Genomic DNA, 23,820 nt, shown 5'->3' with positions numbered 1-23,820 from the left:
GAGTTCGCCCTGGCCCTCCCTCACGCGGCTCCTTACGATCCGGGGCGCAGTCACCCCCCAAACCAAGGAGAGTTCCATGGCACGTGGACTCCTGCGCCTGCTGCTGAGCGGCGGCGCGCTCACCGCTCTGCTCACCGGCGCGTTGCCCGCACAGGCGGCCCCCGCGTTCGAGAACCCGCCGCCGGACAAGATCGTCATCAAGGTCGCCACGGTCAACGGCTCCGGCTGCCCCCAGGGCACCACCGCCGTCGCCGTCTCCGAGGACAACACCGCCTTCACCGTGACCTACAGCGACTATCTCGCCCAGGTCGGCGGCAACTCCGACCCCACGGCGTTCCGCAAGAACTGCCAGCTCAACCTGGTCGTGCACGTCCCGCAGGGCTTCACGTACGCCATCGCCAGCGCCGACTACCGCGGCTTCGCCGCCCTCCAGCCCGGCGCGAGCGCCATGCAGAGAGCCTCGTACTACTTCCAGGGCTCCTCGAACACGCAGTACCGCAGCCACCCCTTCAGCGGCCCCCTCAACGACAACTGGCAGGCCACCGACAGCACCGACTGGGCGCAACTGGTCTGGGCGCCCTGCGGCGTTCAGCGCAACTTCAACATCAACACGGAGCTGAGGGTCAGCGCCGGCACGTCCTCGCCGGACAAGGTCAGCTTCATGACGATGGACTCGACGGACGGTGACATCAGCACGGTGTACCACCTGGCGTGGAAGGAGTGCCCGGGCAGGTAGTCACACCGGCCACGCGTCCAAACCTCCGGCAAATGTCCACACCGGCACACCGGTAGGTCATACCGGAGCCTGGCCGTCCGCCTCCTCCGTGTCGCCGAGCGCCGCCTTGTCGCCGAAGTGCCCGTCTCGGAAACCGGGTCGCAATAGGCAGGTACGCGGGAGTGCGGCGGGTCCTGTGAAGAAGTTGGCGTATTCGGTAACCCGGTGGTCATAGCGATGAAGTCGATCTCCGGAATACGTCGTGCACCGTGGTGGAGCGGTTGGCCGTCTCCTCTTCGGCGTGCTTTGATCCTGCGCAACGGCGGGCGCCGGGAACGGATTCCGGTTCGGGAATTCCGGCAACCTCCGCCGTTGAAGAATGTTCACTCGAAGGGAACCGCAGGTTATGAACTTCATCCCGCAGGTAGAAACGGCCGAGATCTCCGACGCCGCCCTGGACCAGGTCGCCGGCGGCCAGGCGGGCGGCAGCGCTTCCGCCGGTCTGACGGGCACCCTCACCAGCGGTCTCTCCGAGTCCGTGAGCGCCGTCGCCTGTGCCGACGTCTTCGCTGCGGTCTCGCCGGAGGGCGTCGCGGTGGGCGTGCACGCGCACGGTGCCGCCGCCCGCCACTGACGAAATAACGGCAATGGGCCCCGGAATTCGTTCCGGGGCCCATTGGCTTTTGTCCACGGGGCTCGTCACCGCCAGGCAGTGGCCTCCGTGGCGTGGATGCAGTAATTCTCGAAGGTGCTGGCGCCGCCCGCCTTCGGGACCGCGCAGGCCGTGATCCGGAACTCCCCGTCCGGGGCGGCGACCATGTGGGTGAACTGGTCGTTGTCGTACTCGATCTCCGCGGTCCGCTTCGTTCCACCGGCCACGGCCACCGTGACCAGGTCTCCGGGGTTGCCTCGTGTGATCTTCGCCCACACGGCCTTGCAGTTCTCGCTGTGGCGAATCTGGAGGTGGGCGGGGTTGCCGGCGTCGGGCTTGAAGGTACGCGCGTCCTCTCCGCAGCCCTGGCTCTCTGGGTTCTTGCCTTCGCAGGCGTCACCGGGACAGGTCGGCTCGTCGAGAAGTGCCTTCATCATGTGATCCCCGAGCGGGGTCATGAAGGCGGCCAGCACCGCGCCGACGATGGCGACCGAGAAGGCCAACGCCGGTGCGCTGCGGAGCCGACTGCGCCTGCCCGCGGGCGGCTTGTCGTCGGGGTTGCTCGTCATCAGGAATCACCTCGGTGTACGGCCAGGAAGGTCAGAGTCGTTTCCTGTTGCCGTAGAGACAAGGCGCAACGAGGGAGCAGAGGGAGCATGTCGTTGCCCGCGTGTGCTCCCTTGGCGGATCAGCCGCTCGTGCCGGAGGCGAAGGACACGAACAGGCCCCAGGCTTCCGGGGAGAGGCGCAGGTGATTCTCCTCCGGCGCCTTGGAGTCGCGTAGGTGGACGGTGGCGGGCGTGACGGCGACCTCGACGCAGTCGCCGGAACCGCTGCTGCTGTAGCTGGACTTGTGCCAGGCGAGGGCCACTTCGACGCAGTCGCCGTCGCCGCTGCTGCTGTAGCTGCTCTTGAACCAGACCAGTTCGCTGGTGCTCATAGCTCTCCTCGCATCCGCTCCAACAGGCTCACGGAGTCCTGGAGGGTGAGAGCCTGCGAACGCATCCTGGCATACCGCTTCTGGAGCACGCTGATCTCCTTCGAGTCGGTCACGAACATGCCTCCGCGCTGCCCCTCGCAGTAGGCGAACCACTTGTTGTCCGGAGTCTCCAGCAACTGCATGGGGCCCGCCAGCCCTGCATGAGACTCTCGGACCAACGGCATGATCTGGATCTCGACGTTACGCAGTTCGGCGATCTCCAGTACGTGCTCGACGAGTTTCCGCGTGACGTCTACACCGCCGGTACGCCGTAGGAACAGGTTCTCTTCGAGGATGAAGCCGAAGGTGGTGTTCGGTCGTTCCCGCAGCAGCCGCTGTCGCTCCGCTCGCGCTTGCCACTGGGTCTCGGTCTGAGCCTCGTCCAGCAGAGGCCACTGGTCGGCGAACAGCTGCCGTGCGTAAGCCTCCGTCTGCAACAGCCCGGGAATCAAGCGGCATTCGTACGTGTACAGCGTGATCGCGGTCGCCTCCAACCGTGCCCAGCGCCGAAACCAAGCCGCCAACCCATTCTGCCGAGTCAGCCACGGTGCCGCCTTCCGCAGTGCCCCCGTGTTCCCCAGCACCCCCTCCGCGCGCTCGGCGAACTCGGGATCCGGCATCCGCCGCCCCAACTCCACCGAAGCCACGGTGTGTTTGGACAGTCCCACCCGGTCCCCGAACTCCTCCCGGCTCAGCCCCGCATGCTCCCGCAGTGCCTGCACGACCGCCCCGAACGTCCGCAGGCTGTCCGACGACTCCGGCTCGCCACCCGTGCCCGCACCCGTCCCCACCGCACCATCGACCACAGTCGGTCACCTCCCGCGGTCATGGTTACGGGTGGTCACGAGTACTGTCCACACCGTAACCACGTACGCTCCCGCAGCGTACGCGCCGCCCACCTGGTGAACCGGCCCTCCGCCCCGCCAGATTGGGCCCATGCCCGCACCCCGCGCCCCCCAACCCCCGGTTACCGTACGTATGTTCACGCAGCGCCTCAGCGCCACCCCCCGCGGCGCCCGGCTCGCCCGGCACCTCGCCCTGAACCAGCTCCACGCCTGGGGCGTCCCGCACGGCAGCGACGCCGCCGAGGCCGTCGCCGCGATCGTCGCGGAGCTGGCCGCCAACGCCGTGACCCACGGACGTGTCCCCGGCCGGGACTTCGAGCTGCGGCTGTCCCTGCCCACCGGCAGCATCCGGATCGAGGTGAGTGACACCCGTACGGAGTCGCGCCCTCCGAAACCCGGCGACGTACGGCCTCCGCACGCTCTCGACGACCACGGCCGCGGCCTCCTCCTCGTCGAGGCGCTGGCCGACCGGTGGGAGGTGGTGGACCGGGACGCGCCGCCCGGAAAGACCGTGCGGGCGGAGGTGGATCTGCCGGGGTGGCTGTCGCTGGTCGGGCGCCGGCCCTGACGCGCGAGGTCGCCCTTCCGCCCGGTCGGCCACCACCGCGTTCCGCTTGTTGCTGCGCGAACCATTGACGCGCAAGGGGTTCGATTCTACGGTCCGTTCGAACTTGCGATCGCTGTTCGAGATTTCGATCAGCCCTGTACCCCCACCGCAAGGAGGACCCGCATGCCCCGCACGCTGCGCACCCGAACAGCCTTGCTAGCCCTCCCCGCCGCCGCACTGCTCGCCCTCATCCCGAGCACGGCGTCCGCGTACCCCTACCCCGGCCGGGTCACCGGCGACACGATCGTCCACGACCCGACGATGATGCGTACCTCGTCCGGCCAGTACCTGCTCTACGCGACCGGCGGCGGCATCTCCCACAAGACGTCCAGTGACCGCATCGCCTTCAGAAACGGCAGCGACGCCTTCTCCAGCAAGCCGAGCTGGTGGCGGAACTACTCCTCCGTCCCCGAGGCGTGGGCGCCGGACATCTCGTTCCACAACGGCAAGTACTGGCTGTACTACTCGGTCTCCAAGTTCGGCTCGAACACCTCCGCCATCGGCCTCGCGACCTCCAGCACGGGTCAGCCGGGCAGCTGGTCGGACCAGGGGATCGTCTACAGCTCCAGCTCCTCCAGCGACTTCAACGCCATCGACCCGAACCTCTTCGTGAACGACGACGGCAAGTGGTGGCTGTCCTTCGGCAGTTGGTGGACCGGGATCAAGATGATCCAGATCAACCCCGCCACCGGCAAGCAGCTCTCCTCCCACACCACCCGCTACTCCCTCGCGTCCCGCCCCACCGGGACGAAGGCCGTCGAGGCACCCTTCATCGTCAAGCGGGGCGGGTACTACTACCTCTTCGCCTCGTACGACACCTGCTGCAACGGGACGAGTTCGACGTACAAGGTCAAGGTGGGCCGGGCGAGCAGCGTCACCGGCCCGTACCGCGACCGCAACGGCGTCGACATGAGGAACAACGGCGGCACGCCCGTCCTGGAGTCGCACGGCAGCATCATCGGTCCCGGTGGCCAGTCGATCATGAAGGACGTCGACGGCGACCTGATCGTCTACCACTACTACGACGGCAACGACGCCGGTAAGCCCAAGCTCGGCATCAACCTTCTGAACTGGAGCAGCGGATGGCCCGTCGCATACTGACCCTACTGGCGGCCCTGCTGCTGGCGATCGGCCTCGGCCAGCCGTCCGCGAGCGCCGCCTCGTTCGCCAACCCGGTCAAGTCCGTCAAGGGCGCCGACCCCTGGATCTCGTACCACGACGGCAACTACTACCTGGTGACGACGAGTTGGTCCGACGTCATCACCATCCGCAAGTCCACCACCCTCGCCGGGCTGTCCACCGCGCCCAGCGTGCAGGTGTGGAAGGGCGACGCGGCCAGCCGGTGCTGCAACATCTGGGCGCCGGAGCTGCACTTCCTCAACGGCCGCTGGTACCTGTACTACGTCGCCGGGCAGAACGTGTCCGACTACGTTCCGACGCAGCGCAGCCACGTCCTGGAGAGCGCCGGCTCCGACCCCATGGGGCCGTACACCTACAAGGGGCAGCTCAGCAACGTGTGGATGCTCGACCCGAGCGTGCTCAACGTGGGCGGGCGGCTGTACATGATGGGCAGCGCGATCACCGAGGGGACGCAGAACCTCGTCATCGCGCCGATGTCCAACCCGTACACCGTCAGCGGCGCCTACTCGACGATCTCGCGGCCGACGCACGCCTGGGAGCGGCAGGGCGGCACCGTGAACGAGGGCGCCGAGGTGCTGCAGCGGGGCGGACGCACCTTCGTCATCTACTCCGCAAGCGGCTGCTGGACACCCGACTACAAGCTGGGCCAGCTGGAGCTCACCGGCTCCAACCCGCTGTCCGCGTCCTCCTGGACGAAGAAGTCCACGCCCGTCTTCCAGCGCAACGACGCCAACGGGGTCTACGGGCCCGGTCACAACGGCTTCTTCACCTCGCCGGACGGCCGCGAGAACTGGATCGTCTACCACGCCAACGACGCCGCGTCCGAGGGCTGCGACAACGGCCGGACCACCCGGGCGCAGAAGTTCACCTGGAACTCCGACGGCACGCCGAACTTCGGCACGCCGGTCCGGCTGGGCACCTCCCTCGCCGGGCCCTCCGGAGAGCCGGCCGCCGCCTCCACGACGTACACCGTCGTCAACCGCAACAGCGGCAAGTGCCTTGACGTGGCCGGGGGTTCGACGGCCGACGGCACCAATGTCCAGCAGTGGACGTGCAGTGGCGGCAACAACCAGAGGTGGCGCCTGGAGGACCTCGGCGACGACACCCACCGCCTGGTCAACGTGGCCACCGGCAAGGTCCTGGACACCGCCGACTGCTCGACCGCCGACGGTGCCGACCTGCGGCAGTGGTCCTGGCTGAACAACACCTGCCAGCGCTACCAGTTCGTCGCCACCGACGGCGGCTACGTCCGCATCGTCAACAAGGCCACGGGCAAGGTGGCCGACGTGACGAACTGCGGCACGGCGGACGGAACGGACGTACGCCAGTGGACGTGGCTGAACAACGCCTGCCAGCAGTGGAGGTTGACGCCGGCGTAGGACAGCCCATCCTCGCGCTAGCCGACCTGCCCCATCCCCGCCGCATTGGGCCAGCTCTGGCTGTTGGGCCAGCCGGTCGCCGGCGCGGGAGCCAGCCCCGGCCCGGTCGTCCCCCGCACCTGCGCCGCCGTGAGCCCTCCACGGGCGGGTACACCCGGCGGCGTGGGCGCGGGCATCGCCGCCGCAGCCGGTGCCACGGGCGAGGGGAAGGGCATCGGCGCGGGGACGGGGGCGGCCGGGACCGGAGACGGGGCCGGGGCTGGGGCTGGGGCGGCCGGGACAGGAGACGGGGCTGGAGCTGGGGCGGGAGCGGGTGCTGGAGCGGGCGTCGGGGCCGGGGCCACAGGAGCCGGCGCGGGCATGGGCATGCCGGTGCCCTGCGGCACCGCCTGTGGCTGCGGCGCCGCAGGCATCCCGGCACTCATGGCCTGAGCGGCAAGGCCCTGCATGCCCGCGCCGTTGGTGGAGCTGACCAACCGGTCCACCGCCGCCGTACCCGAGCTGTAGTGGGTTGCTGTACCCAGCTCGGGTACGGCGGCTCCCCTCCTGGACGTCCCGTAGAGCACCTGCTCCAGGCCGGACACCAGGCGACGCACGTCCACCTGGGGGCGCACCACGAGACGCAGGAAGCGGCTGGACGAACCGATCTTGTTGCCGCACTCGCGGACCAGGATCCGGTGCTCGGTGAGCAGCCGGTCCCGGACCACCGTGCCCTCGGCGCCCACGGGGAGGCGCACGAAGAGGAAGTTGCCCTGGGACGGGTAGACCGTCAGACCGGGCAGCGCGGAGAGCTGGCTGGCCATGTCGAGGCGGTCCCGGCGCACCTGCTGGAGGCTCTGCGCGTACTCGGGGCCGTGTTCCCTGAGCATGAACACCACGTGCTCCGCGAAGGAGTTGAGGTTCCACTTCGGCAGCATCGTGCGGACCATCCCAGCCAGCGCCGGGTTGGCGACCAGGTAGCCGAAGCGGATGCCGTGCAGGCCGAAGTTCTTGCCGAGGCTGCGCAGCACGATGACGTTCGGGCGCAGCATCGCCTCCTGGACGACCGACGGGTCCTGCTCGGCGTCGGCGAACTCCAGGAAGCTCTCGTCGACGACGACCAGGTCCCGGTCGGCCATCGCGTCCATGAACTGCACGAGCGCGTGCTTGTGGAGGTAGCCGCCGTCGGGGTTGTTCGGGTTGCAGACGACCGCGACCCGCGTTCCCCTGGCCCGGATGAACTCGGCGTACTGCGCGAGGTCCAGGGCGAACCCGCTGGACTCCTGGAGCGGGAACATGTCGACCCGCTTGCCGGTCTCCATCGGCTGGTCGGTCCAGCGGCCGAACGTGGGGACCGGGACGGCGAGGGACTCACGGACCATCAGGTGGTCGATCCAGGTGATCAGTTCCGTGGAGCCGTTGCCCATCGCCACGCACTGCGGCGGGAGCTGGAGGAGGCTGCACAGCTCGGCCGTGATCGTGTCGGCGCTGCTCGGGTAGTACGTGATGATGTCCCGGAGCCTGCTCGCCATGTCGTCGAACATGGCGGGGGTCGGGAAGTAGGGGTTGCAGGGGATGCAGAAGTCGACCGGACCGGCCCCGTCGCCGCCCTCCCGCGTCAGCGCCGCCATCGACGGGCTGTGCGCCGCGGTGCTGCGGAACAGCGAGGTGACGTTGTCGGCCATGGAACCTCCGTTCGGGTGGCCCGCGCGGGGGAGCGCGGGCCACCCGTACATACGGAGGCCGGGGTGGCGCCGTTCAATCACCGAGGAATCGGTGAGAACTTGTGTGCCACCTGTGAAGAACCGTCAGCAGCTGAACGAGTGCACCGTCGTCGACCGGTAGGTCTGTCCCGGCCGCAGCACGGTCGACGGGAACTTCGGCTTGTTCGGCGAGTCCGGGAAGTGCTGCGTCTCCAGGCACAGCGCGTCGCCCTGCCGGTAGGTGCGTCCGCTCGGGCCGACGAGGGTGCCGTCGAGGAAGTTGCCCGAGTAGAACTGCAGGCCCGGCTCGGTGGTCGCCATCCGCAGGGTGCGGCCGGAGGACGGGTCCTTCAGCGTCGCGCACCACTCGGGGCGCGGCGAGATGCCCTTGTCCAGCACCCAGTTGTGGTCGATGCCCTTGCCGTACAGGAGCTGCTGGTGGGCCTCGCGGAGGTCCTCGCCGATCGCCTTGGTGCGGCGGAAGTCGAAGGGGGTGCCCGCGACGGGGGCCAGCTCACCGGTGGGGATGAGGCCCGAGTCGACGGGGGTGTAGCGGGACGCGGCGATCTTCAGCTCGTGGTTCTCGATCGTGCCGCTGCCCTCGCCGGCGAGGTTCCAGTACACGTGGCTGGTGAGGTTGACGACGGTGGCCTTGTCGGTGGTGGCCTCGTAGTCGATCCGCCAGTCGCCGTGCCGGGTGAGGGTGTACGTCACCTTCGTCTTGAGCGTGCCCGGGTAGCCCATCTCGCCGTCGACGGAGGTGTAGTACAGGTGCAGGCCGACGTCGGAGCCCTTGGTGAACGGCTCGATGTCCCACACCCGCTTGTCGAAGCCCTGGGCCCCGCCGTGCAGGGTGTTCTCGCCGTCGTTGACGTTGACCTGGTAGCTCTTGCCGTCCAGGGTGAACTTGCCCTTGCCGATGCGGTTGCCGTAGCGGCCGATCAGCGCGCCGAAGTACGGGCTCTTGGCGACGTAGTCCTCGATGTTGTCGAAGCCCAGCGAGATGTTGGCGTACCGGCCGCGACGGTCCGGGACCTCCAGGGACTGCACGATGCCGCCGTAGGAGAGGACCTTCATGCGGGTGCCGCCGTTGGCCAGCGACCAGCTGTAGACCTTCGTGCCGTCGGCGAGCTTGCCGAAAAGCGTCTTCACCGGCCTGTTGCCTCCCGTGGTGGCGTGCGCCGTACCGCCGAGCGTGGTGGCGGCTATGCCCGCCGCCGCGGCTCCCGCGATGACCGTGCGTCTGTTCAGTTCCATATGCGGCTCCACTTCCTTGGGAAACTGCTCTGAAAGAACCGGGCCCCCGCCTTCCGGCGGGGGCCCGGCCTGACCTACGAACCGACCTTGCGCTTGTTCCATACGTCGAACCCGACCGCCGCCAGGAGCACCAGGCCCTTGATGACCTGCTGCCAGTCGGTGCCGATGCCGACGAGGTTCATGCCGTTGTTCAGCACGCCCAGGACCAGACCACCGATGATCGCGCCGAGCACGGTGCCGACACCGCCGCTCATCGACGCGCCGCCGATGAACGAGGCCGCGATCGCCTCCAGCTCGAAGTTGAGGCCGGCCTTGGGTGAGGCCGCGTTGAAGCGGGCGGCGAAGACCAGGCCCGCCAGGGCCGCGAGCATGCCCATGTTCACGAAGATCAGGAAGACGACCTTCTTGTCCTTGACACCCGACAGCTTGGCCGCGGGCAGGTTGCCGCCGATGGCGTAGATGTGGCGGCCGATGATCGCGTTGCGCATCACGTAGCCGAAGCCGACGAGCAGCACGCCCAGGACGAGCAGCACGATCGGGGCGCCCTTGTAGCTGGCGAGCAGCAGCGTCAGCGTGAGGATGGCGGCGCCGAGCGCGACCAGCTTCAGCAGGAACAGGTTGAAGGGCGGGACGTCCAGGTTGAACTCCTGCTGCCGGCGGCGGTCACGGAACTCCTGGAAGACCACGAACGCGATCATCGCGAAGCCGAGCAGCAAGGTGAGGTTGTGGTAGTTCGTGTTCGGTCCGACCTCCGGCAGGAAGCCGTTGGCGACCTTCTGCAGACCGTCCGGGAACGGGCCGAGCGTCTGGCCCTCCAGGAAGATCTCGGTCAGACCACGGAAGATCAGCATGCCCGCGAGGGTCACGATGAAGGAGGGTATGCCGCCGTATGCGATGAAGAAGCCTTGGACCGCGCCCGCGATCGCGCCCACCGCCAGGCACAGAATCACGGCGACCGGCCATGGCAGATCGTTCTTGACCATGAACACGGCGGCCATCGAGCCGACGAACGCCGTCAGCGAACCGACCGACAGGTCGATGTGGCCCGCGATGATCACCAGCATCATGCCCATCGCGAGGATGAGGATGTAGCTGTTCTGCAGCACCAGGTTGGAGACGTTGCGCGGCAGCAGCAGGTCGCCGTCGGTCCACACGGCGAACAGCGCCACGATCAGGCCGAGGGCGATCAGCATGCCGTACTGCCGCATGTTGCGGCGCATGCCGTCCAGTACCAACTGGAGCAGACCGTCGCCCGCGGCCCCTCCGCTCTTCCCCGGCGGCGCGGGGGCCGGGGTCTTGGCGGTCACATCCGTGCTCATCGGGTTACCTCTTTGTCCTTCGTCATCTGACGCATCAGCGATTCCTGCGAGGCTTCGGCCCGCGAGAACTCACCGGTCAGCCGCCCCGCGGCCATCGTGTAGATGCGGTCACACATGCCGAGCAGCTCGGGCAGCTCGGAGGAGATGAAGACGACCGCCTTGCCCTGGGCGGCCAACTGGTCGATGACCGTGTAGATCTCGTACTTGGCACCGACGTCGATGCCGCGCGTCGGCTCGTCCAGGATCAGCACGTCCGGACCCGCGAAGATCCACTTGCTGAGGACGACCTTCTGCTGGTTGCCGCCGGACAGCTTGCCCACCGGCTCGAAGACGGTCGGCGCCTTGATGTTCATGGACTTGCGGAAGCCCTCGGCGACCTGCCGCTCCTCGTGCTCGTCGATCACGCCCCGCTTGGCGACCTTGCCCAGCGCGCTGAGCGAGATGTTGCGGTTGATGGTGTCGATGAGGTTCAGGCCGTAGTGCTTGCGGTCCTCGGTGACGTACGCGATGCCGTTCTTCACGGCCTCGGGGACGGACTTCGTACGGATCTCCTTGCCGTCCTTGAGGATCGTGCCGCCGGCGTAACGGCCGTACGTCCGCCCGAAGACGCTCATCGCGAGCTCGGTGCGGCCGGCGCCCATGAGGCCCGCGATGCCGACGATCTCACCGCGTCGCACGGCCAGTGACACATCGTCGACGACCTTGCGCTGCTGGTCGATCGGGTGGTGCACGGTCCAGCCCCGGATCTCCAGCGCGGGGGCCGCGCCCTCCTCCGGCTCGTGCGGGGTGCGCTCCGGGAAGCGGTGCTCCAGGTCCCGGCCGACCATGCCGCTGATGATCCGGTCCTCGGTGGTCTCCGGGGCCTTCACATCGAGCGTCTCGATGGTCTTGCCGTCCCGGATGATCGTCACCGAGTCCGCGACCTTGCGGATCTCGTTGAGCTTGTGGGAGATGATGATCGAGGTGATGCCCTGCTTCTTCAACTCCAGGATCAGATCCAGGAGTTTGCCGCTGTCCTCGTCGTTCAGGGCCGCGGTCGGCTCATCCAGGATGAGCAGCTTCACCTTCTTCGACAGCGCCTTCGCGATCTCCACGAGCTGCTGCTTGCCCACGCCGATGTCGGCGACCCGGGTGTCCGGGTGGTCGCTGAGCCCGACCCGCCGCAGCAGCTCGGTGGCGTGCCGCAGCGTTTCCCTCCAGTCGATGAACCCGCCCTTGGCGTGCTCGTTGCCGAGGAAGATGTTCTCCGCGAGGGAGAGATACGGCGACAGCGCCAGCTCCTGATGGATGATGACGATGCCGCGCTGCTCGCTCGCCCGGATGTCCTTGAACTCGCAGACCTCACCCTCGAAGAGGATCTCCCCTTCGTAGGTGCCGTGCGGGTGGACGCCGGAGAGGACCTTCATCAGGGTCGACTTACCGGCGCCGTTCTCCCCGCAGATGGCGTGGACCTCGCCCTGCTGGACGGTCAGCGTGACGTCCGACAGCGCCTTGACGCCGGGAAAGGTCTTGACGATCGAGCGCATTTCCAGGACGGGTCCCGCCATGGTCGTGCCTTCCAATCAGAGTGTGCCGGCGGTTGTCTAGAGGTCGCTTTCCTTGATGTAGCCGGAGTCGACGACCGCCTCCTTGTAGTTGGACTTGTCGACGCTGACCGGCGTGAGCAGGTAGGCCGGGACGACCTTGGCGCCGTTGTCGTAGGTCTTGGTGTCGTTGACCTCGGGCTTCTTGCCGTTGAGCGCCGCGTCGACCATGTTCGAGGCCACCTTGGCGAGTTCACGGGTGTCCTTGTACACGGTCATCGCCTGCTCGTCGGCGATGATCGACTTCACCGAGGCGACCTCGGCGTCCTGGCCGGTGACGATCGGCCACGGCTTGCTCTTGGAGCCGTAGTCGTCCGACCGCAGTGCCGAGAGGATGCCGATGGAGATGCCGTCGTACGGCGAGAGGACCGCGTCGACACGCTCGCTCTTGTAGGACGAGGTCAGGATCTCGTCCATGCGGTTCTGGGCCTTGCCGCCGTCCCAGCGCAGGGTGGTGACCTGGGTGAGCTTGGTCTGGCCGGAGCGGACGACGAGCTGCTTCTTGTCGATGTACGGCTGCAGGACCTTCATCGCGCCGCCGAAGAAGTAGCGCGTGTTGTTGTCGTCGTTCGAGCCGGCGAAGAGTTCGATGTTGAACGGGCCCTTCTTGGAGCCGTCCTTCAGGCCGAGCTTCTCGACGATGTAGTTGGCCTGGAGCTCGCCGACCTTCTCGTTGTCGAACGACGCGTAGTAGTCGACGTTCGGCGTGCCGAGGATCAGGCGGTCGTAGGAGATGACCGGGATCTTCGCTTCCTTGGCCTGCTGGAGCACGTTGTCCAGCGACTTGTTGTCGATCGCCGCGACGATCAGCGCCTTGACACCCTGGGCGATCAGGTTCTCGATCTGCGAGACCTGCTGGTCCGGCTTGTCCTCGCCGAAGACCAGCGTGGTCTTGTAGCCCTTGGACTCCAGGTCCTTGACGACGTTGTTGCCGTCGGCGATCCAGCGCTCGGAGGACTTGGTGGGCATCGCGATGCCGATGGTCGCGCCCTTGGTGTCACCACCCTCTTCCTTGCTGCCGCCCTCACCGCTCTGGCCGCAGGCGGACAGGGTCAGGGCGAGGGAGGCGGCGGAGGCCATGGCGGCGAGTGCGGCTCTGCGAGTACGCATGATCATCATCCTTGATGTGTGTGTGGCAGGGCTCGGTCTGGCGGTGCGAAGACGCTTGCGGGCGGTGCGGATGAGACCGAGAAGAGGGTGTGTCGGATTGTGTTCGACTGCGTCTTCTTCTGTGAAGGGGGATTGTCCGGAACGTTATGCGGGAATCTCGAACCGCTTCAGCGTCCCGGGCAGCCGTGAACCGAGAGGCGCCATGTCACCGTCAGCTCCGTGCCGTGCGAGCAGGTCCAGAGCCAGCCGACCGCGCCGGACGCGTTCCTTGGCGGTGGCCAGCGTCAGGTCCCGCATGTGGTGCCCGTAGGGATAGATGCCGGGGGCCTTGGAGAGCCCGAACTTCAGGTAGAGCGGTGCGCCGCGCCGGATCAGCTCCGCGAGCTCGTACATCCGCACATAGCCGCCGAGGTCGTCGGGGGCCTCGATGTACATGTCCATGGGAGCGGCGGACACCCGCCTGATCTCGGTGAGGTGATCGAGCGTCAGATCGCTGGGCACGTTGATCGAGTCGGCGCCCAGGTTCTCGTAGACCGCGTACGCCGCCGGGTTGACGGGCCCGATCAGCGCGCTCACCTTGAGGGTCGTGTCGGCCGGGATGATCCCGGCGGCCCGCGCCCGGTGCAGCGCCCACAGCACGCCCTCGTCGGCGACGAGCAGGCACTTGACGCCCAGCTCGGTCGCGCGGACGGCGTCCTCGACACAGCCGGCGACGGCGTCGTGGCCGCGGGCGCGCAGTCCGGCCCCCCGCGAGTCGGTGCGCGTGGACCCGCCGATGTCCCACGTGCCGCGCGGGCCGGTGAACAGGCAGAGCTCGATGTCACGCTCGGCGGTGGTCTCGACCATCTCGGTGATCTCGGCGTCGGTCAGCATCCACACGCCGCTGCCCTGGCTGATGCGGTGGATCGGCACATCGAGCCGCGAGGCTTCCTTCAGGACGACGGCCAGCGCTTCGGGACCCTCGCACGAGGGGATCTCGGTGCGCCAGCGGCCGCCGCCCGGGAAGGAGTGGGGCGAGGCGTCGGCGGGGGAGAGGTCGGGCGCGCCCAGGCCGAGCGCGGCGAGCGCCTGCTCACCGGGTCGACGGGCTGCCGGGGCGGAAGCGTCGGTCACAAGGTGTCCTTTTGTGTTCGATATGTCGGACGAGGTTCGCGGCTCGGGGTATGCGGAGCTCTTGGGTGTACGCCGGTACGGAGGCCGTCAGGTTGCCCCCGTACCGGCGTACGTCTAGGGGCGGAGGAGGACTTTGCCCACCTTCGGATCGCCGGACCCGACGAGCTCGATCGCCTGCGGGAACTCCTCCAGCGGCAACTCGTGCGTGACCAGCGGCAGCGGATCGAGCAGCCCGGCCGCGAACACCCGCACCGTGTGCGCCCACGCGTCCGGCGGCGCCCCGAAGACGGTGTGCACCTCAAGCTGCCGTACGACGAGGTCGGTGGGGTCGAGCCCCTGCGCACCCGGCGCCGGGATCCCGGTGAGGACCAGCCGCCCGCCCCGCCTGAGCAGGGCGGCGGAGGTGCGCGCCGCGTCGGCGGACCCGGCGGTCTCGATGACGACGTCGAAGTCGTCGGGCAGCTCCTGGTCCTTGGTACGGAAGTCGGTGGCGCCGTACTGCCGCGACAACTGCTCGCGGTCGTGACGGGTGCCCACCACCAGCAGCTCGCCCGGCGAACCCGCCTTCAGGAACTGGACGGCGAACATCCCGAGCGTCCCGGTGCCGACCACGGCCACCCGCTCACCCGGCAGGGCGTTCGCCTTGATCGCGGCGGCCGCGATACAGGCGGCCGGCTCCAGCAGGGCGGCGGCGGTCAGGTCGCAGTCGTCCGGCAGGACGTGCAGCAGCCGGGCCGGGAGCGTGAGCGTGCCGGCCATGGCGCCGGGCTGGGTGAACCCGGTCTCCTCGTACCCGGCGGTGCACAGCGTGGTCTCACCGGCGTGGCAGCGGTCGCAGACCTGGCAGTTGCGGAAGCCCTCGCCGACGACCTTGCGGCCGACGAGCGAGTCCGGCACCCCGGCGCCGACGGCGGCGACGGTCCCGGACCACTCGTGACCCGGGGTGAGCGGGTAACGGACGTACCCCTCGGGCCGGTTGCCCTGGTACACCTCGCGGTCGCTGCCGCAGATGCCGACCGCGTGGACCCGGACGAGGGCCTCACCCGGACCCGGCTCGCGCGGCGTGTGCTCGGTGAGGCGATGCTCGCCGGGCGCTTCGACGACGACGGCGCCGCTCACTTGGTGCCCTTGGGCTTGCGCTGCTCCCAGCCCTCGGCCCACAGGTCGAAGCGGGCCTGCTGCTGCGGGAACTCGGCGGCGGCGTCGGCGTCGAACTCGACACCGAGACCGGGGGCGTCGGAGAGGTGGAAGCAGCCGTCCTCCGGGTTCACCTGGGGCGCCCCCTTGACGACCTTCTTGATCTCCGCGTCGGCGAAGTCGTTGAAGTGCTCCAGGATCTTGAAGTTCGGCGAGGTGAAGCCGACCTGGAGGGAGGCGGCGGTGAGCACCGAGCCACCGACGTTGTGGGGAGCGACGAGCATGTAGTGCGTCTCGGCGGTCGCGGCCAGCTTGCGCGTCTCCCAGATGCCGCCGATGTGACCGACGTCGGGCTGGATGATGTCGACGGCCTGGCTCTCGAACAGCTCACGGAACTCGATGCGATCGTGAATCCGCTCGCCCGTGGCGACCGGGATGTCGACCTTGGCGGCGACCTTCTCCAGCGCCTTCAGGTTCTCCGGCGGGCACGGCTCCTCCAGCCAGGCCGGCTTGAACGGGGCCAGCTCCTTGGCGAGGCGGACGGCGGTGGCGGGGGAGAAGCGGCCGTGCATCTCCAGCATCAGCTCGGCGTCCGGGCCGATGGCGTCGCGGACGGCCTCGATGAGGGAGACGGCGTAGAGGGTCTGCTCGTGGTCGAGCTCGAAGTGCCCGGTGCCGAAGGGGTCGATCTTGAGCGCCCGGTACCCGCGCTCCATGACGCCCTGAGCCGCCTTGTGGTACGCCTCCGGCGTCCGCTCCGTCGTGTACCACCCGTTGGCGTACGCCTTGACCTTGTCGGTGACCTTGCCGCCGAGGAGCTGCCAGACCGGCACCCCGAGGGCCTTGCCCTTGATGTCCCAGCAGGCCATCTCGATCACGGCGATGCCGGACATGACGATCTCGCCGGCCCGCCCGTAGTCGCCGTACTTCATGCGCTTGACGAGGTCCTCGACAGCGAACGGGTCGGATCCGAGAATGTGGTTGGCCTCGGCCTCTCGCAGATACCCGATCAGCGCGTCCGTGTGGCCCAGCATCCGGGTCTCGCCGACTCCGGTGATGCCTTCGTCGGTGTGCACCTGGACGTACGTCAGGTTGCGCCACGGCGTCCCGACCACGTGTGTGCTGATTCCGGTGATGCGCACGGCATTTGCCCCTTGTTGCGTCGTCGGCTCATTGACGTTGCCTTCGAGCGTGTTCGAGATTTCGGCACACGTTCGAAATGCTGACGTGACAGTAGGGAGGCGGCGGCGGAGGTGTCAATGGGTCGAACGCATAACGGTTTCGACACTGCTTTCGATACGGATTTCGGGCGGGCGCTCGCGGAGCGAGGGGGCGTGTCTGGCGTGTCCTGGCATATCCCTCAACTGGGCATGCCGGAACAGGTGGTTCCCTACAGAACTTTCACAGCTGTGACTATGAACCGTGCACGTGCGGAACCTAGTCTTCCCGCGTCATGGACTACTGCCACCCGTGCCGACGGCACCTGAATGGCGCCCTCGCCTGCCCGGGGTGCGGCGCCTCGGTCGAACAGCTGGGCGTGTACGCGGGTGCGGGCGACGTCTATCCGCAGATGCCGCCCATGACCCAGCAGATGCCCGCGCAGACGGCGGTGCAGGGGGCGTACGAGGGGCAGTACGCGGGGCAGTACGGGGCGGTGCAGTACGAGGGCGCCGAGTACGGCGGCGGTGAGTACGACGGCGGTGACTATGGCGGTCGTGAGTACCGGGACGATCACGTCGACGGGGACGACACCCCCCACCTCGCCGGCGACGTCCCTCACGGCCCTCACGACCCTCACGGCCCTCACGACGCCTACGGCGACGGGCCCGGGCGTGACGACGACCGTGACGGCCCGGACGACCTCGACGACGACGAGCCCGCGGGCGGGGTGAGTCGTCGCGATCGCAAGGCCGCCGCGCACCGGCGCCGCCGTCGCCGGACCCTGCTGATCGCCGCGGGGTTCGTCCTGGCCGCAGGTGGACTGAGCCTCGCGGAACTCGGCATGGACGCGCCGGACTCAAGTCCGAAGCCGGCGGCCGCCGGGGGCGACTCGGCTGAGGGCGCGGCCGCGGAAGAGGTGTCCCCTTCCCCGGAGGCGACGGACGGGACGACGCGCACGGACGCGAACACGCCGTCACCGGATCCCTCGGCGTCGCCGTCGGCCTCGAAGTCGCCGAAGGACGAGGACGAGAAGAAGGACCGGGAGAAGGAGTCCGCCACGGACGACCGGTCGGGGACGACGGGCGGCGGCACCGGCACGTCCACCGAGGCCCCCGCTCCACCGGCCCAGCCGGAGACCCCGCCGCCGACCGCGGAGCCGACCACGTCGGTCCCGACCCCTGAGCCGTCACCGTCCGAGACGTGCAACCGGTTCCTCTGGTGGTGCACCTGAATCGTTCGCTTTAGCGAACCACGGTGCCCCGGACCAGATCAGACGCCCCCGCCCAGCATCCGCCGCAGCAGGTCCCGCAGGGCCAGGCGTTCCTCCTCGGACAGGCCCGCGAGCGGCTCCTTGGCGAAGCGCAGCGACTCCCGCAGGCCCCGTGCCACCTGGCGTCCCTCCTGGGTCGCCGCCGCCAGCTTCACGCGGCGGTCCGCCGGGTCCGGGCGGCGCTCCACGAGGCCCCGGGACTCCAGGCGGTCGACGATGCCGGTCACGTTCGACGGCTCGCAGCGCAGCCGCTGCGCCAGCTTCCGCATCGGCAGCGGTTCCAGGGCCAGCAGGCTCAGCAGCTTGGCCTGGGCGCCGGTCAGCGCGTGCTCGGCCGCGGCCTCCTCGTACTCCTCGTGGTAGCGGGCCACGACCGCGCCGATGAGGTCGACGACTTCGAGGGTCAGCTCATCGGGGCGGTGCGTCTTGGGTGGAGTGGCCATGCTCTCAGGGTATCCGGTTACTTGACAGCCTGAAATATTAAGGAGCATCGTTGTTTCAGGTACTGAAGTAAAAGAGGAAAGGCCCGCCCCATGAGCAACCGCGAATGGCACCTCCTGTCCCGCCCCGTCGGCTGGCCCAAGGCCGAGGACTTCGCCCTGGTCGAGGCCGAGAAGCCGGTGCCCGCCGAGGGCCAGGTGCTCGTCCGGAACAAGTACCTCTCCGTGGACCCCTACATGCGCGGACGCATGTCGGCGGCCAAGTCCTACGTCGCCCCCTTCGAACTGGGCAAGGTCATGCAGGGCGGCGCCGTCGGCGAGGTCGTCGAGTCCCACGCCGAGGGCATCGCCGTCGGCGACCACGTCCTGCACTTCTTCGGCTGGCGCGAGTACGCCGCCGTGGACGCGAAGAACGCCGTGAAGGTGGACCCGGAGGCGGCGCCGCTGAGCGCGTATCTCGGTGTGCTCGGCATGACGGGCCTGACCGCCTACGCGGGTCTGCTGCGGGTCGGCGCCTTCGAGGAGGGGGAGGCGGTGTTCGTCTCCGGCGCCGCGGGTGCCGTCGGCGGCCAGGTCGGGCAGATCGCCAGGCTCAAGGGTGCCTCGCGGGTGATCGGCTCCGCCGGCTCCGACGAGAAGGTCAAGCTGCTCGTCGAGGAGTACGGCTTCGACGCCGCCTTCAACTACAAGAACGGCCCGGTCTGGGAGCAGCTCAAGGAGGCGGCGCCGGACGGCATCGACGTCTACTTCGACAACGTCGGCGGCGAGCACCTGGAGGCCGCGCTAGGCGCGCTCAACCTCCGGGGCCGGGCCGTGATCTGCGGCATGATCTCGCAGTACAACGCGACCGAGCCGACCCCCGGCCCGCGCAACATGGTCAAGATCCTGCAGAACCGGCTCCGTGTCGAGGGCGTTCTCGTCGGCGACCACTACGACCTCCAGCCGCAGTTCGTCCAGGAGGTCGGGCCCTGGGTCGCCTCGGGGCGGCTCAAGTACCGCGAGACGGTCGTCGAGGGCATCGAGAACAACCTGGAGGCGTTCCTCGGGGTCCTGCGCGGCGACAACACCGGGAAGATGATCGTCAAGCTGTAGGTCTGTGCTGGATTTCCGGCATGCGGTAACTTCTTTCCGAAACCGCCGCGATCGTGGGCGCGAGTCGCGGCGGACCGAGGAGGAAGACACCCGCATGTCCATCCAGCACTCCGACGTCCTGTACACCGCCGTCGCCACCGCCGAGAACGGCCGCGACGGCCGGGTCGCCACCGACGACGGCAAGCTCGACGTCGTCGTGAACCCGCCCAAGGAGATGGGCGGCAGCGGCGCCGGCACCAACCCGGAGCAACTGTTCGCGGCCGGCTACAGCGCCTGCTTCCAGGGCGCCCTGGGCGTCGTCGCCCGCCAGGAGAACGCCGACGTCTCCGGCTCGACCGTCACCGCGAAGGTCGGCATCGGCAAGAACGACGACGGGTTCGGGATCATCGTGGAGATCTCCGCCGAGATCCCGAACGTCGACGCGGAGACCGCCAAGGGCCTCTTGGACAAGGCCCACCAGGTCTGCCCCTACTCGAAGGCGACCCGCGGCAACATCACCGTGACGCTGGTCTGACGCCGCTCGTTGCGTACGACGGAGGCCGCACCCCTGGACGTAGGGTGCGGCCTCCGCCCGTTCTCCGGGGGCGCGGGTCCCGAGCTACCGGGCGGAGTCGGCCCCGGCCAGCGCGGCGCCGTGCACCGCCCTCACCAACCGTTCGTTCTCCGGTGCCGCCCCGCCCGGGAAGGCGCAGCGGCGGCGGGTGTAGCCGTAGGCCAGACCGCTGCGGGGGTCCGCGAACGCCTGCGAGCCGCCCGCCCCGCTGTGGCCGAAGGCACCCGCGCCCAGGAACGGGTACCAGGTGTCGGCGACCGCCTGGAAGCCGAGGCCGAACGACTTGTGCGTCCGGGCCACCAGGTCGTAGCCGGTGGAGTGGATCTGGCCCACCTCGGCGATCGTGTCCGGTTTCAGCAGGGGTGGGCGCCCCTGCTGCTCGCTGATCGCCGCCGCGTACATCCCGGCCAGCCCTCGCGCGGCCGCGACGCCGCCCGCCGACGCCGGCCCCTTGGCGCGCACCGCGCGGGAGTTGGGGTGGTCCACCGGCTCGCCCGGCTCCGGCACATGGGTGTTGAACGCGATCGACGCCAGCGTGTGCGGCCCGGTCGGCACCGCGTCCAGCACGGCCCGCTGCTCCGGCGTCGGGGCCATGGGCAGCACCGAGCGGAAGCGGGGCTCCAGCGCCTCGGGGAGACCGAGGAAGAAGTCCAGGCCGTACGGCGCCCGCACCCGCTCCTCGTACACCTCCTGGAGGGTGCGGCCCGTGGCCCGGCGCACGACCTCGCCGGCGAGCGCGCCGATGACGAGCGCGTGGTAGCCGAAGGCTGTGCCGGGCCGCCAGAACGGCCGCTGGTCCGCGAGCCGTTCGGCGATGGCCTGATCGTCGGCCAGCTCCGCCTCGGTGAACCCGGAGTCGAGGCCGACCAGGCCGGCACGGTGCGTGACGAGATCGCGCAGGGTCAGTCCGCCCTTGCCCTCGGCCCCGAACTCCGGCCAGTAGTACGTGACCTTGCGGTCGAGCTCCAGCGTGCCCTCCTGCACGAGGAGCGCGACCACGAGGTGAGCCGCCCCCTTGGTCGAGGAGAACACGCCGTAGAGCGAGTCCGGCTCGCAGCCGTCACCGGCCCACAGGTCGACGACCCTGCGGCCGTGCACATAGGCGCACAACTGTCCCTCGTAGTCGGGGCGTTCCCCCGCCACGAACGCGGCGAACTCCTCACGCACCGCCTCGAAGCCGTCCGCGACCGTGCCGTGGATCCCTTGCGTCATCCGCTCTCCTCACCTGAGCCGCTTGCGGGTGCCATGGTGAACAATGCCCGCCCCACCTGGGCGAATTCCCCCTTGGGGTGACCCCGGAAGAGTGGTTCCGTGCCGAACAGCACGGCCCTGGGACCGCTCACCACCGACGCCTGTCCCGCCGCGTCGGCCGGCCCGCCGGAGCCGTCCCGCGACGGCCGCCAGTGCCCGGAGACCAGCGGGTTCCCGGTCGCGTACGACTGTTCCACCCGGACGTCCGGTCCCAGGTCGGTGAACCACACCGGCGCGTACACGAAGCCGTGGTCCGGAGCACCGGCCATCAGGGCGCCGGCCGCGTTGCGCACGCGCACCACGCCGTTGGCGTCCCCGTTGCCCTCGACCGGCTTCGCGGCCAGCAGCCCGGCCGCCGAACCCAGCGCGGCACCCGTGGCGCCGCGGCCGACGAGGCCGTGTCCGTCGAGGAAGGCGTCCAGGGCCGCGCGGGCGTCGGTGTCGAGGTCGTCGCGGTCGAGTTCCGTCGACACGAACAGCACGTCCACCGACGACCAGTCGAAACCGGCGTTCAGCACGTCCGTCGAGACCGGCGTGACCTCGAAGTTCATCTCCCGCAGCGCGAACAGCTCGCCCGCTGTGACGGCCGCGGCCACGCGGGTGCGGTGCAGGGCGGTGGTGCCGGTGCGCTTCGTCGCGTGGAAGGCGACATCGTACGTGCGGGCCGCCTCCACGGCCTGCCGCCGTGCCGAGCCCGGCACGATCGCGCTGCCGTCGGCGGCCCGGCGGGCCTGGACGCCCTTGCGCAGCAGGGAGTTGAGCGCGGCGATCTCGTCCGGGTCGTCGAGCCGCAGCCGGAGGTCGCCGCGCGGGGCGACGTAGGCGACGGGGGCCGCCGCACGAACCGGGCGCAGGACCGCGTACGGCAGGCCCGGCAGGGTCTCGACCTTCGCGCCCCACAGCCGGCCGAGGCTCCAGCCCGAGATGTCGTACATCACCGAGACCTTGTCGCTGATGTCCCGCCCGTCCGCGAGGAGCGCGTTCGCGAGGCCGCGCTTGGGCTGGCGCATGTCGATCACGTACGAGCCCTTGGCGTACGTCTTTCCGCCCAGCCGGAAGGCGTGCGCCGCCCGGGTCACCCGTATGTCGTTGGCCAGGAGGTGGTCGACGAGGCGGGCCGTGGCAGGGCCCGAGGGCGAGATGACGTACGCGCGGGGGAAGGTCGTCGTGTACACGTCCTCCGGGCCGATGCCCGGGACGCCCGGGACGGTCCGCGCGGACACCGGTACCTGGGCGGCGCCCGCCGCACCGCGCCGGAACACCTCGATCTGGTCGGCGACGAGGGACGTGCGCCTGGACCGCACGAAGTCGAGGGTGGCGCGCAGGGCGGCCCCGGCCACGTCGACGTTGATCGCCGCGCGGCGGCGCAGCTCGGTGACCGGCAGGGAGTCGTAGGAGGCGTTGTTCACCCGCATCGGGATCTCCACCGTGTGCGCGGCGACCGTGCCGTGGTAGGCCGCGTACTGCGGGGTGAAGATGGGAGGCCAGTCGTCCCAGCCCTCCTCCTGGTCGCGGAACGGGATCTGCGCCGGCTGCACGCCGTCCTTCGCGGCCGTGTAGCCGAGGGCGTTGACGGCGGACTCCATGCCGAGGGCGTTGGCGTAGGTGTTCTTCAGGAACAGGTCGTACTCGTAGTTCTCGCCGTGCGGGGGAGTGGTCGGCTCGATGAGGGTGCCGTTGACGTAGCCGTGCAGGTCGAGCATGACGGCCGGCTGCTTGGCGACCATGATCTGCCGCATCGCCCGCACCTCGGGCTGCGAGGCGGTGACGAAGTCCCGGTTCATGTCGAAGCCGTTCGCGTTCGCGCGGGTTCCGGCGATACGGCCGTCCGGGTTGGCGGTGACGTTGAAGTAGAGGCGGCTGTGCGCGAGGAGGTCGCGCGTCCGGGCGTCCTCGGCCCGGGCGAGCTTCTCGATGAGCTTCAGGGCGGCGTCGGTGCCCTCCCACTCGTTGCCGTGGATGTTGTTGTTGAAGAAGACCGGGGTCTTGTAACTCTTCCTGATCTCCCGGGACTTGGCGGCGAGCGCGGGCGCGTTCTCGATCAGCTCGCGCATCCGGGCCTGCGCGCGGGACTCGCGGGCGCTCTCCGGGGCGGTGACGGTGACGAGGTAGAGCCGGTGCCCGCCGGCCGAGCGGCCCGCGACCTCGACGCTCACGCGGTCGCCGAGGGACTGCAGGGCGTTCAGCTTCGGCGCGATCGCGTGGTACGGGGTGAGGCCGAGCTTGAGGGACTTGTCGGCAGGGTTGTGGGGGTCGGGGGAGAGGACCTGACGGCGGGGGTAGCCACGGCTGTCGTCGGCGATCGCCCCCGAGGCGGCCTCCGCGGTGCCGAGGGCCCGCTGGGCGGCGCTCGCGGGCGGGTGCGCCGCGTGCCGGTCGAGCGCGGCCTCGCGGTGGACCGGCGGTCGCGGCTCCGCCGCCGCGGTGTACGGGCTGAGGAGCACAGAGCCCGCCGTGGTGACGGCGAGGGCGGTGAACAGAACGGGTCTCGCGGGAACGGGTCTCGCGGGAACGGTTCTCGTGGTGCGCACGCGT

The 23,820-nt window shown here is 69.3% G+C and carries 22 protein-coding genes; 8 read left to right on the top strand and 14 right to left on the bottom strand.

The window, feature by feature from the left end:
* Positions 1-76 precede the first annotated feature (76 nt).
* Together ABZ078_RS27580 and ABZ078_RS27575 are read left to right on the top strand one after the other, a co-directional pair.
* Positions 77-736, top strand: coding sequence for a DUF4360 domain-containing protein (locus ABZ078_RS27580; protein WP_356579506.1), 660 nt, complete (start codon positions 77-79; stop codon positions 734-736).
* Positions 737-1,121: 385 nt separating this feature from the next.
* Positions 1,122-1,349, top strand: a complete 228-nt coding sequence (locus ABZ078_RS27575; protein WP_356579504.1) for a hypothetical protein — start codon at positions 1,122-1,124, stop codon at positions 1,347-1,349.
* 65 nt (positions 1,350-1,414) lie between these two features.
* Here ABZ078_RS27575 and ABZ078_RS27570 read toward each other — a convergent pair whose 3' ends face one another.
* The 3 genes from ABZ078_RS27570 to ABZ078_RS27560 all read right to left on the bottom strand — a co-directional run bounded on the left by ABZ078_RS27570 (position 1,415) and on the right by ABZ078_RS27560 (position 3,152).
* Complete coding sequence (locus ABZ078_RS27570; protein ID WP_356579500.1) at positions 1,415-1,936, bottom strand: DUF2690 domain-containing protein; 522 nt, start codon at positions 1,934-1,936, stop codon at positions 1,415-1,417.
* A gap of 119 nt (positions 1,937-2,055) precedes the next feature.
* A complete protein-coding gene (locus tag ABZ078_RS27565; protein ID WP_356579498.1) occupies positions 2,056-2,307 on the bottom strand; it encodes a DUF397 domain-containing protein in 252 nt (83 codons plus the stop codon).
* The gene (locus ABZ078_RS27560) at positions 2,304-3,152 is read right to left on the bottom strand and encodes a helix-turn-helix transcriptional regulator (protein ID WP_356579496.1); all 849 of its coding nucleotides are present in this window, start codon (positions 3,150-3,152) and stop codon (positions 2,304-2,306) included. The genes ABZ078_RS27565 and ABZ078_RS27560 overlap by 4 nt, the downstream gene beginning before the upstream one ends.
* 172 nt (positions 3,153-3,324) lie before the next feature.
* On the opposite strand from ABZ078_RS27560, the gene ABZ078_RS27555 reads away from it, so the two are divergent.
* From ABZ078_RS27555 to ABZ078_RS27545, 3 genes are all read left to right on the top strand, one after another.
* Entirely contained in the window at positions 3,325-3,759 is a 435-nt protein-coding gene (locus tag ABZ078_RS27555; RefSeq protein ID WP_356579494.1) for an ATP-binding protein, read from the top strand.
* A 162-nt stretch (positions 3,760-3,921) separates the two neighbouring features.
* On the top strand, positions 3,922-4,899 hold the full coding sequence (locus tag ABZ078_RS27550; RefSeq protein ID WP_356579492.1) for an arabinan endo-1,5-alpha-L-arabinosidase: 978 nt from the start codon (positions 3,922-3,924) through the stop codon (positions 4,897-4,899).
* Positions 4,881-6,317, top strand: a complete 1,437-nt coding sequence (locus tag ABZ078_RS27545; RefSeq protein ID WP_356579490.1) for a family 43 glycosylhydrolase — start codon at positions 4,881-4,883, stop codon at positions 6,315-6,317. The genes ABZ078_RS27550 and ABZ078_RS27545 overlap by 19 nt, the downstream gene beginning before the upstream one ends.
* Positions 6,318-6,334: 17 nt before the next feature.
* Here ABZ078_RS27545 and ABZ078_RS27540 read toward each other — a convergent pair whose 3' ends face one another.
* From ABZ078_RS27540 to ABZ078_RS27505, 8 genes are all read right to left on the bottom strand, one after another.
* Positions 6,335-7,981: a histidinol-phosphate transaminase gene (locus ABZ078_RS27540; protein ID WP_356579488.1), complete on the bottom strand. Its 1,647-nt coding sequence runs from the start codon at positions 7,979-7,981 to the stop codon at positions 6,335-6,337.
* A gap of 123 nt (positions 7,982-8,104) precedes the next feature.
* Complete coding sequence (locus ABZ078_RS27535; RefSeq protein ID WP_356579486.1) at positions 8,105-9,256, bottom strand: aldose epimerase family protein; 1,152 nt, start codon at positions 9,254-9,256, stop codon at positions 8,105-8,107.
* A gap of 74 nt (positions 9,257-9,330) precedes the next feature.
* On the bottom strand, positions 9,331-10,575 hold the full coding sequence (gene mmsB / locus ABZ078_RS27530; RefSeq protein ID WP_356579484.1) for a multiple monosaccharide ABC transporter permease: 1,245 nt from the start codon (positions 10,573-10,575) through the stop codon (positions 9,331-9,333).
* Positions 10,572-12,122 carry a multiple monosaccharide ABC transporter ATP-binding protein gene (gene mmsA, locus ABZ078_RS27525; RefSeq protein ID WP_356579482.1) on the bottom strand — a complete coding sequence of 517 codons (1,551 nt, stop codon included), beginning with the start codon at positions 12,120-12,122 and terminating at the stop codon, positions 10,572-10,574. Before mmsA ends, mmsB begins: the two co-directional genes overlap by 4 nt.
* A gap of 36 nt (positions 12,123-12,158) precedes the next feature.
* Positions 12,159-13,268 carry a multiple monosaccharide ABC transporter substrate-binding protein gene (gene chvE / locus ABZ078_RS27520; RefSeq protein WP_356579480.1) on the bottom strand — a complete coding sequence of 370 codons (1,110 nt, stop codon included), beginning with the start codon at positions 13,266-13,268 and terminating at the stop codon, positions 12,159-12,161.
* 144 nt (positions 13,269-13,412) lie between these two features.
* A complete protein-coding gene (locus tag ABZ078_RS27515; RefSeq protein ID WP_356579478.1) occupies positions 13,413-14,381 on the bottom strand; it encodes a hypothetical protein in 969 nt (322 codons plus the stop codon).
* Positions 14,382-14,495: 114 nt separating this feature from the next.
* A complete protein-coding gene (locus ABZ078_RS27510) occupies positions 14,496-15,500 on the bottom strand; it encodes an alcohol dehydrogenase catalytic domain-containing protein (RefSeq protein WP_356579476.1) in 1,005 nt (334 codons plus the stop codon).
* Positions 15,497-16,660 (bottom strand): mandelate racemase/muconate lactonizing enzyme family protein, encoded by a 1,164-nt coding sequence (locus ABZ078_RS27505; RefSeq protein ID WP_356579474.1) that lies wholly within the window; start codon positions 16,658-16,660, stop codon positions 15,497-15,499. The genes ABZ078_RS27510 and ABZ078_RS27505 overlap by 4 nt, the downstream gene beginning before the upstream one ends.
* 311 nt (positions 16,661-16,971) lie before the next feature.
* On the opposite strand from ABZ078_RS27505, the gene ABZ078_RS27500 reads away from it, so the two are divergent.
* The gene (locus tag ABZ078_RS27500; protein ID WP_356579472.1) at positions 16,972-17,910 is read left to right on the top strand and encodes a hypothetical protein; all 939 of its coding nucleotides are present in this window, start codon (positions 16,972-16,974) and stop codon (positions 17,908-17,910) included.
* A gap of 38 nt (positions 17,911-17,948) precedes the next feature.
* Here the strand turns inward: ABZ078_RS27500 and ABZ078_RS27495 are convergent, their stop codons facing one another.
* Positions 17,949-18,392 carry a MarR family transcriptional regulator gene (locus ABZ078_RS27495; RefSeq protein WP_356579470.1) on the bottom strand — a complete coding sequence of 148 codons (444 nt, stop codon included), beginning with the start codon at positions 18,390-18,392 and terminating at the stop codon, positions 17,949-17,951.
* Positions 18,393-18,482: 90 nt separating this feature from the next.
* Here ABZ078_RS27495 and ABZ078_RS27490 point away from each other — a divergent pair, with 90 nt between their 5' ends.
* Positions 18,483-19,481 carry an NADP-dependent oxidoreductase gene (locus tag ABZ078_RS27490; RefSeq protein WP_356579468.1) on the top strand — a complete coding sequence of 333 codons (999 nt, stop codon included), beginning with the start codon at positions 18,483-18,485 and terminating at the stop codon, positions 19,479-19,481.
* A 94-nt stretch (positions 19,482-19,575) separates the two neighbouring features.
* Positions 19,576-19,995 (top strand): organic hydroperoxide resistance protein, encoded by a 420-nt coding sequence (locus ABZ078_RS27485; protein WP_356579466.1) that lies wholly within the window; start codon positions 19,576-19,578, stop codon positions 19,993-19,995.
* Positions 19,996-20,079: 84 nt separating this feature from the next.
* On the opposite strand, the gene ABZ078_RS27480 is transcribed toward ABZ078_RS27485, so the two are convergent.
* Positions 20,080-21,246: a serine hydrolase domain-containing protein gene (locus ABZ078_RS27480; protein ID WP_356579464.1), complete on the bottom strand. Its 1,167-nt coding sequence runs from the start codon at positions 21,244-21,246 to the stop codon at positions 20,080-20,082.
* Positions 21,243-23,816: a M14 family zinc carboxypeptidase gene (locus ABZ078_RS27475; RefSeq protein WP_356579462.1), complete on the bottom strand. Its 2,574-nt coding sequence runs from the start codon at positions 23,814-23,816 to the stop codon at positions 21,243-21,245. The genes ABZ078_RS27480 and ABZ078_RS27475 overlap by 4 nt, the downstream gene beginning before the upstream one ends.
* Positions 23,817-23,820 lie beyond the last annotated feature (4 nt).

It is taken from the genome of Streptomyces sp. NPDC006385 (assembly GCF_040612485.1).
Taxonomy (GTDB): Bacteria; Actinomycetota; Actinomycetes; order Streptomycetales; family Streptomycetaceae; genus Streptomyces.
Note: the sequence above shows the minus strand (reverse complement) of the source record. Positions and strands in the feature narration are given on the sequence as shown.

Bases quoted from the DNA above. Each gene is read 5' to 3' on its own strand.
- ABZ078_RS27550 (WP_356579492.1), top strand. From the start codon at position 3,922: ATGCCCCGCACGCTGCGCACCCGAACAGCCTTGCTAGCCCTCCCCGCC.
- ABZ078_RS27575 (WP_356579504.1), top strand. From the start codon at position 1,122: ATGAACTTCATCCCGCAGGTAGAAACGGCCGAGATCTCCGACGCCGCC.
- ABZ078_RS27500 (WP_356579472.1), top strand. From the start codon at position 16,972: ATGGACTACTGCCACCCGTGCCGACGGCACCTGAATGGCGCCCTCGCC.
- ABZ078_RS27480 (WP_356579464.1), bottom strand. From the start codon at position 21,246: ATGACGCAAGGGATCCACGGCACGGTCGCGGACGGCTTCGAGGCGGTG.
- ABZ078_RS27580 (WP_356579506.1), top strand. From the start codon at position 77: ATGGCACGTGGACTCCTGCGCCTGCTGCTGAGCGGCGGCGCGCTCACC.
- ABZ078_RS27570 (WP_356579500.1), bottom strand. From the start codon at position 1,936: ATGACGAGCAACCCCGACGACAAGCCGCCCGCGGGCAGGCGCAGTCGG.
- ABZ078_RS27540 (WP_356579488.1), bottom strand. From the start codon at position 7,981: ATGGCCGACAACGTCACCTCGCTGTTCCGCAGCACCGCGGCGCACAGC.
- mmsB (WP_356579484.1), bottom strand. From the start codon at position 10,575: ATGAGCACGGATGTGACCGCCAAGACCCCGGCCCCCGCGCCGCCGGGG.
- ABZ078_RS27545 (WP_356579490.1), top strand. From the start codon at position 4,881: ATGGCCCGTCGCATACTGACCCTACTGGCGGCCCTGCTGCTGGCGATC.
- ABZ078_RS27565 (WP_356579498.1), bottom strand. From the start codon at position 2,307: ATGAGCACCAGCGAACTGGTCTGGTTCAAGAGCAGCTACAGCAGCAGC.
- mmsA (WP_356579482.1), bottom strand. From the start codon at position 12,122: ATGGCGGGACCCGTCCTGGAAATGCGCTCGATCGTCAAGACCTTTCCC.
- ABZ078_RS27555 (WP_356579494.1), top strand. From the start codon at position 3,325: ATGTTCACGCAGCGCCTCAGCGCCACCCCCCGCGGCGCCCGGCTCGCC.
- chvE (WP_356579480.1), bottom strand. From the start codon at position 13,268: ATGCGTACTCGCAGAGCCGCACTCGCCGCCATGGCCTCCGCCGCCTCC.
- ABZ078_RS27495 (WP_356579470.1), bottom strand. From the start codon at position 18,392: ATGGCCACTCCACCCAAGACGCACCGCCCCGATGAGCTGACCCTCGAA.
- ABZ078_RS27485 (WP_356579466.1), top strand. From the start codon at position 19,576: ATGTCCATCCAGCACTCCGACGTCCTGTACACCGCCGTCGCCACCGCC.
- ABZ078_RS27535 (WP_356579486.1), bottom strand. From the start codon at position 9,256: ATGGAACTGAACAGACGCACGGTCATCGCGGGAGCCGCGGCGGCGGGC.
- ABZ078_RS27490 (WP_356579468.1), top strand. From the start codon at position 18,483: ATGAGCAACCGCGAATGGCACCTCCTGTCCCGCCCCGTCGGCTGGCCC.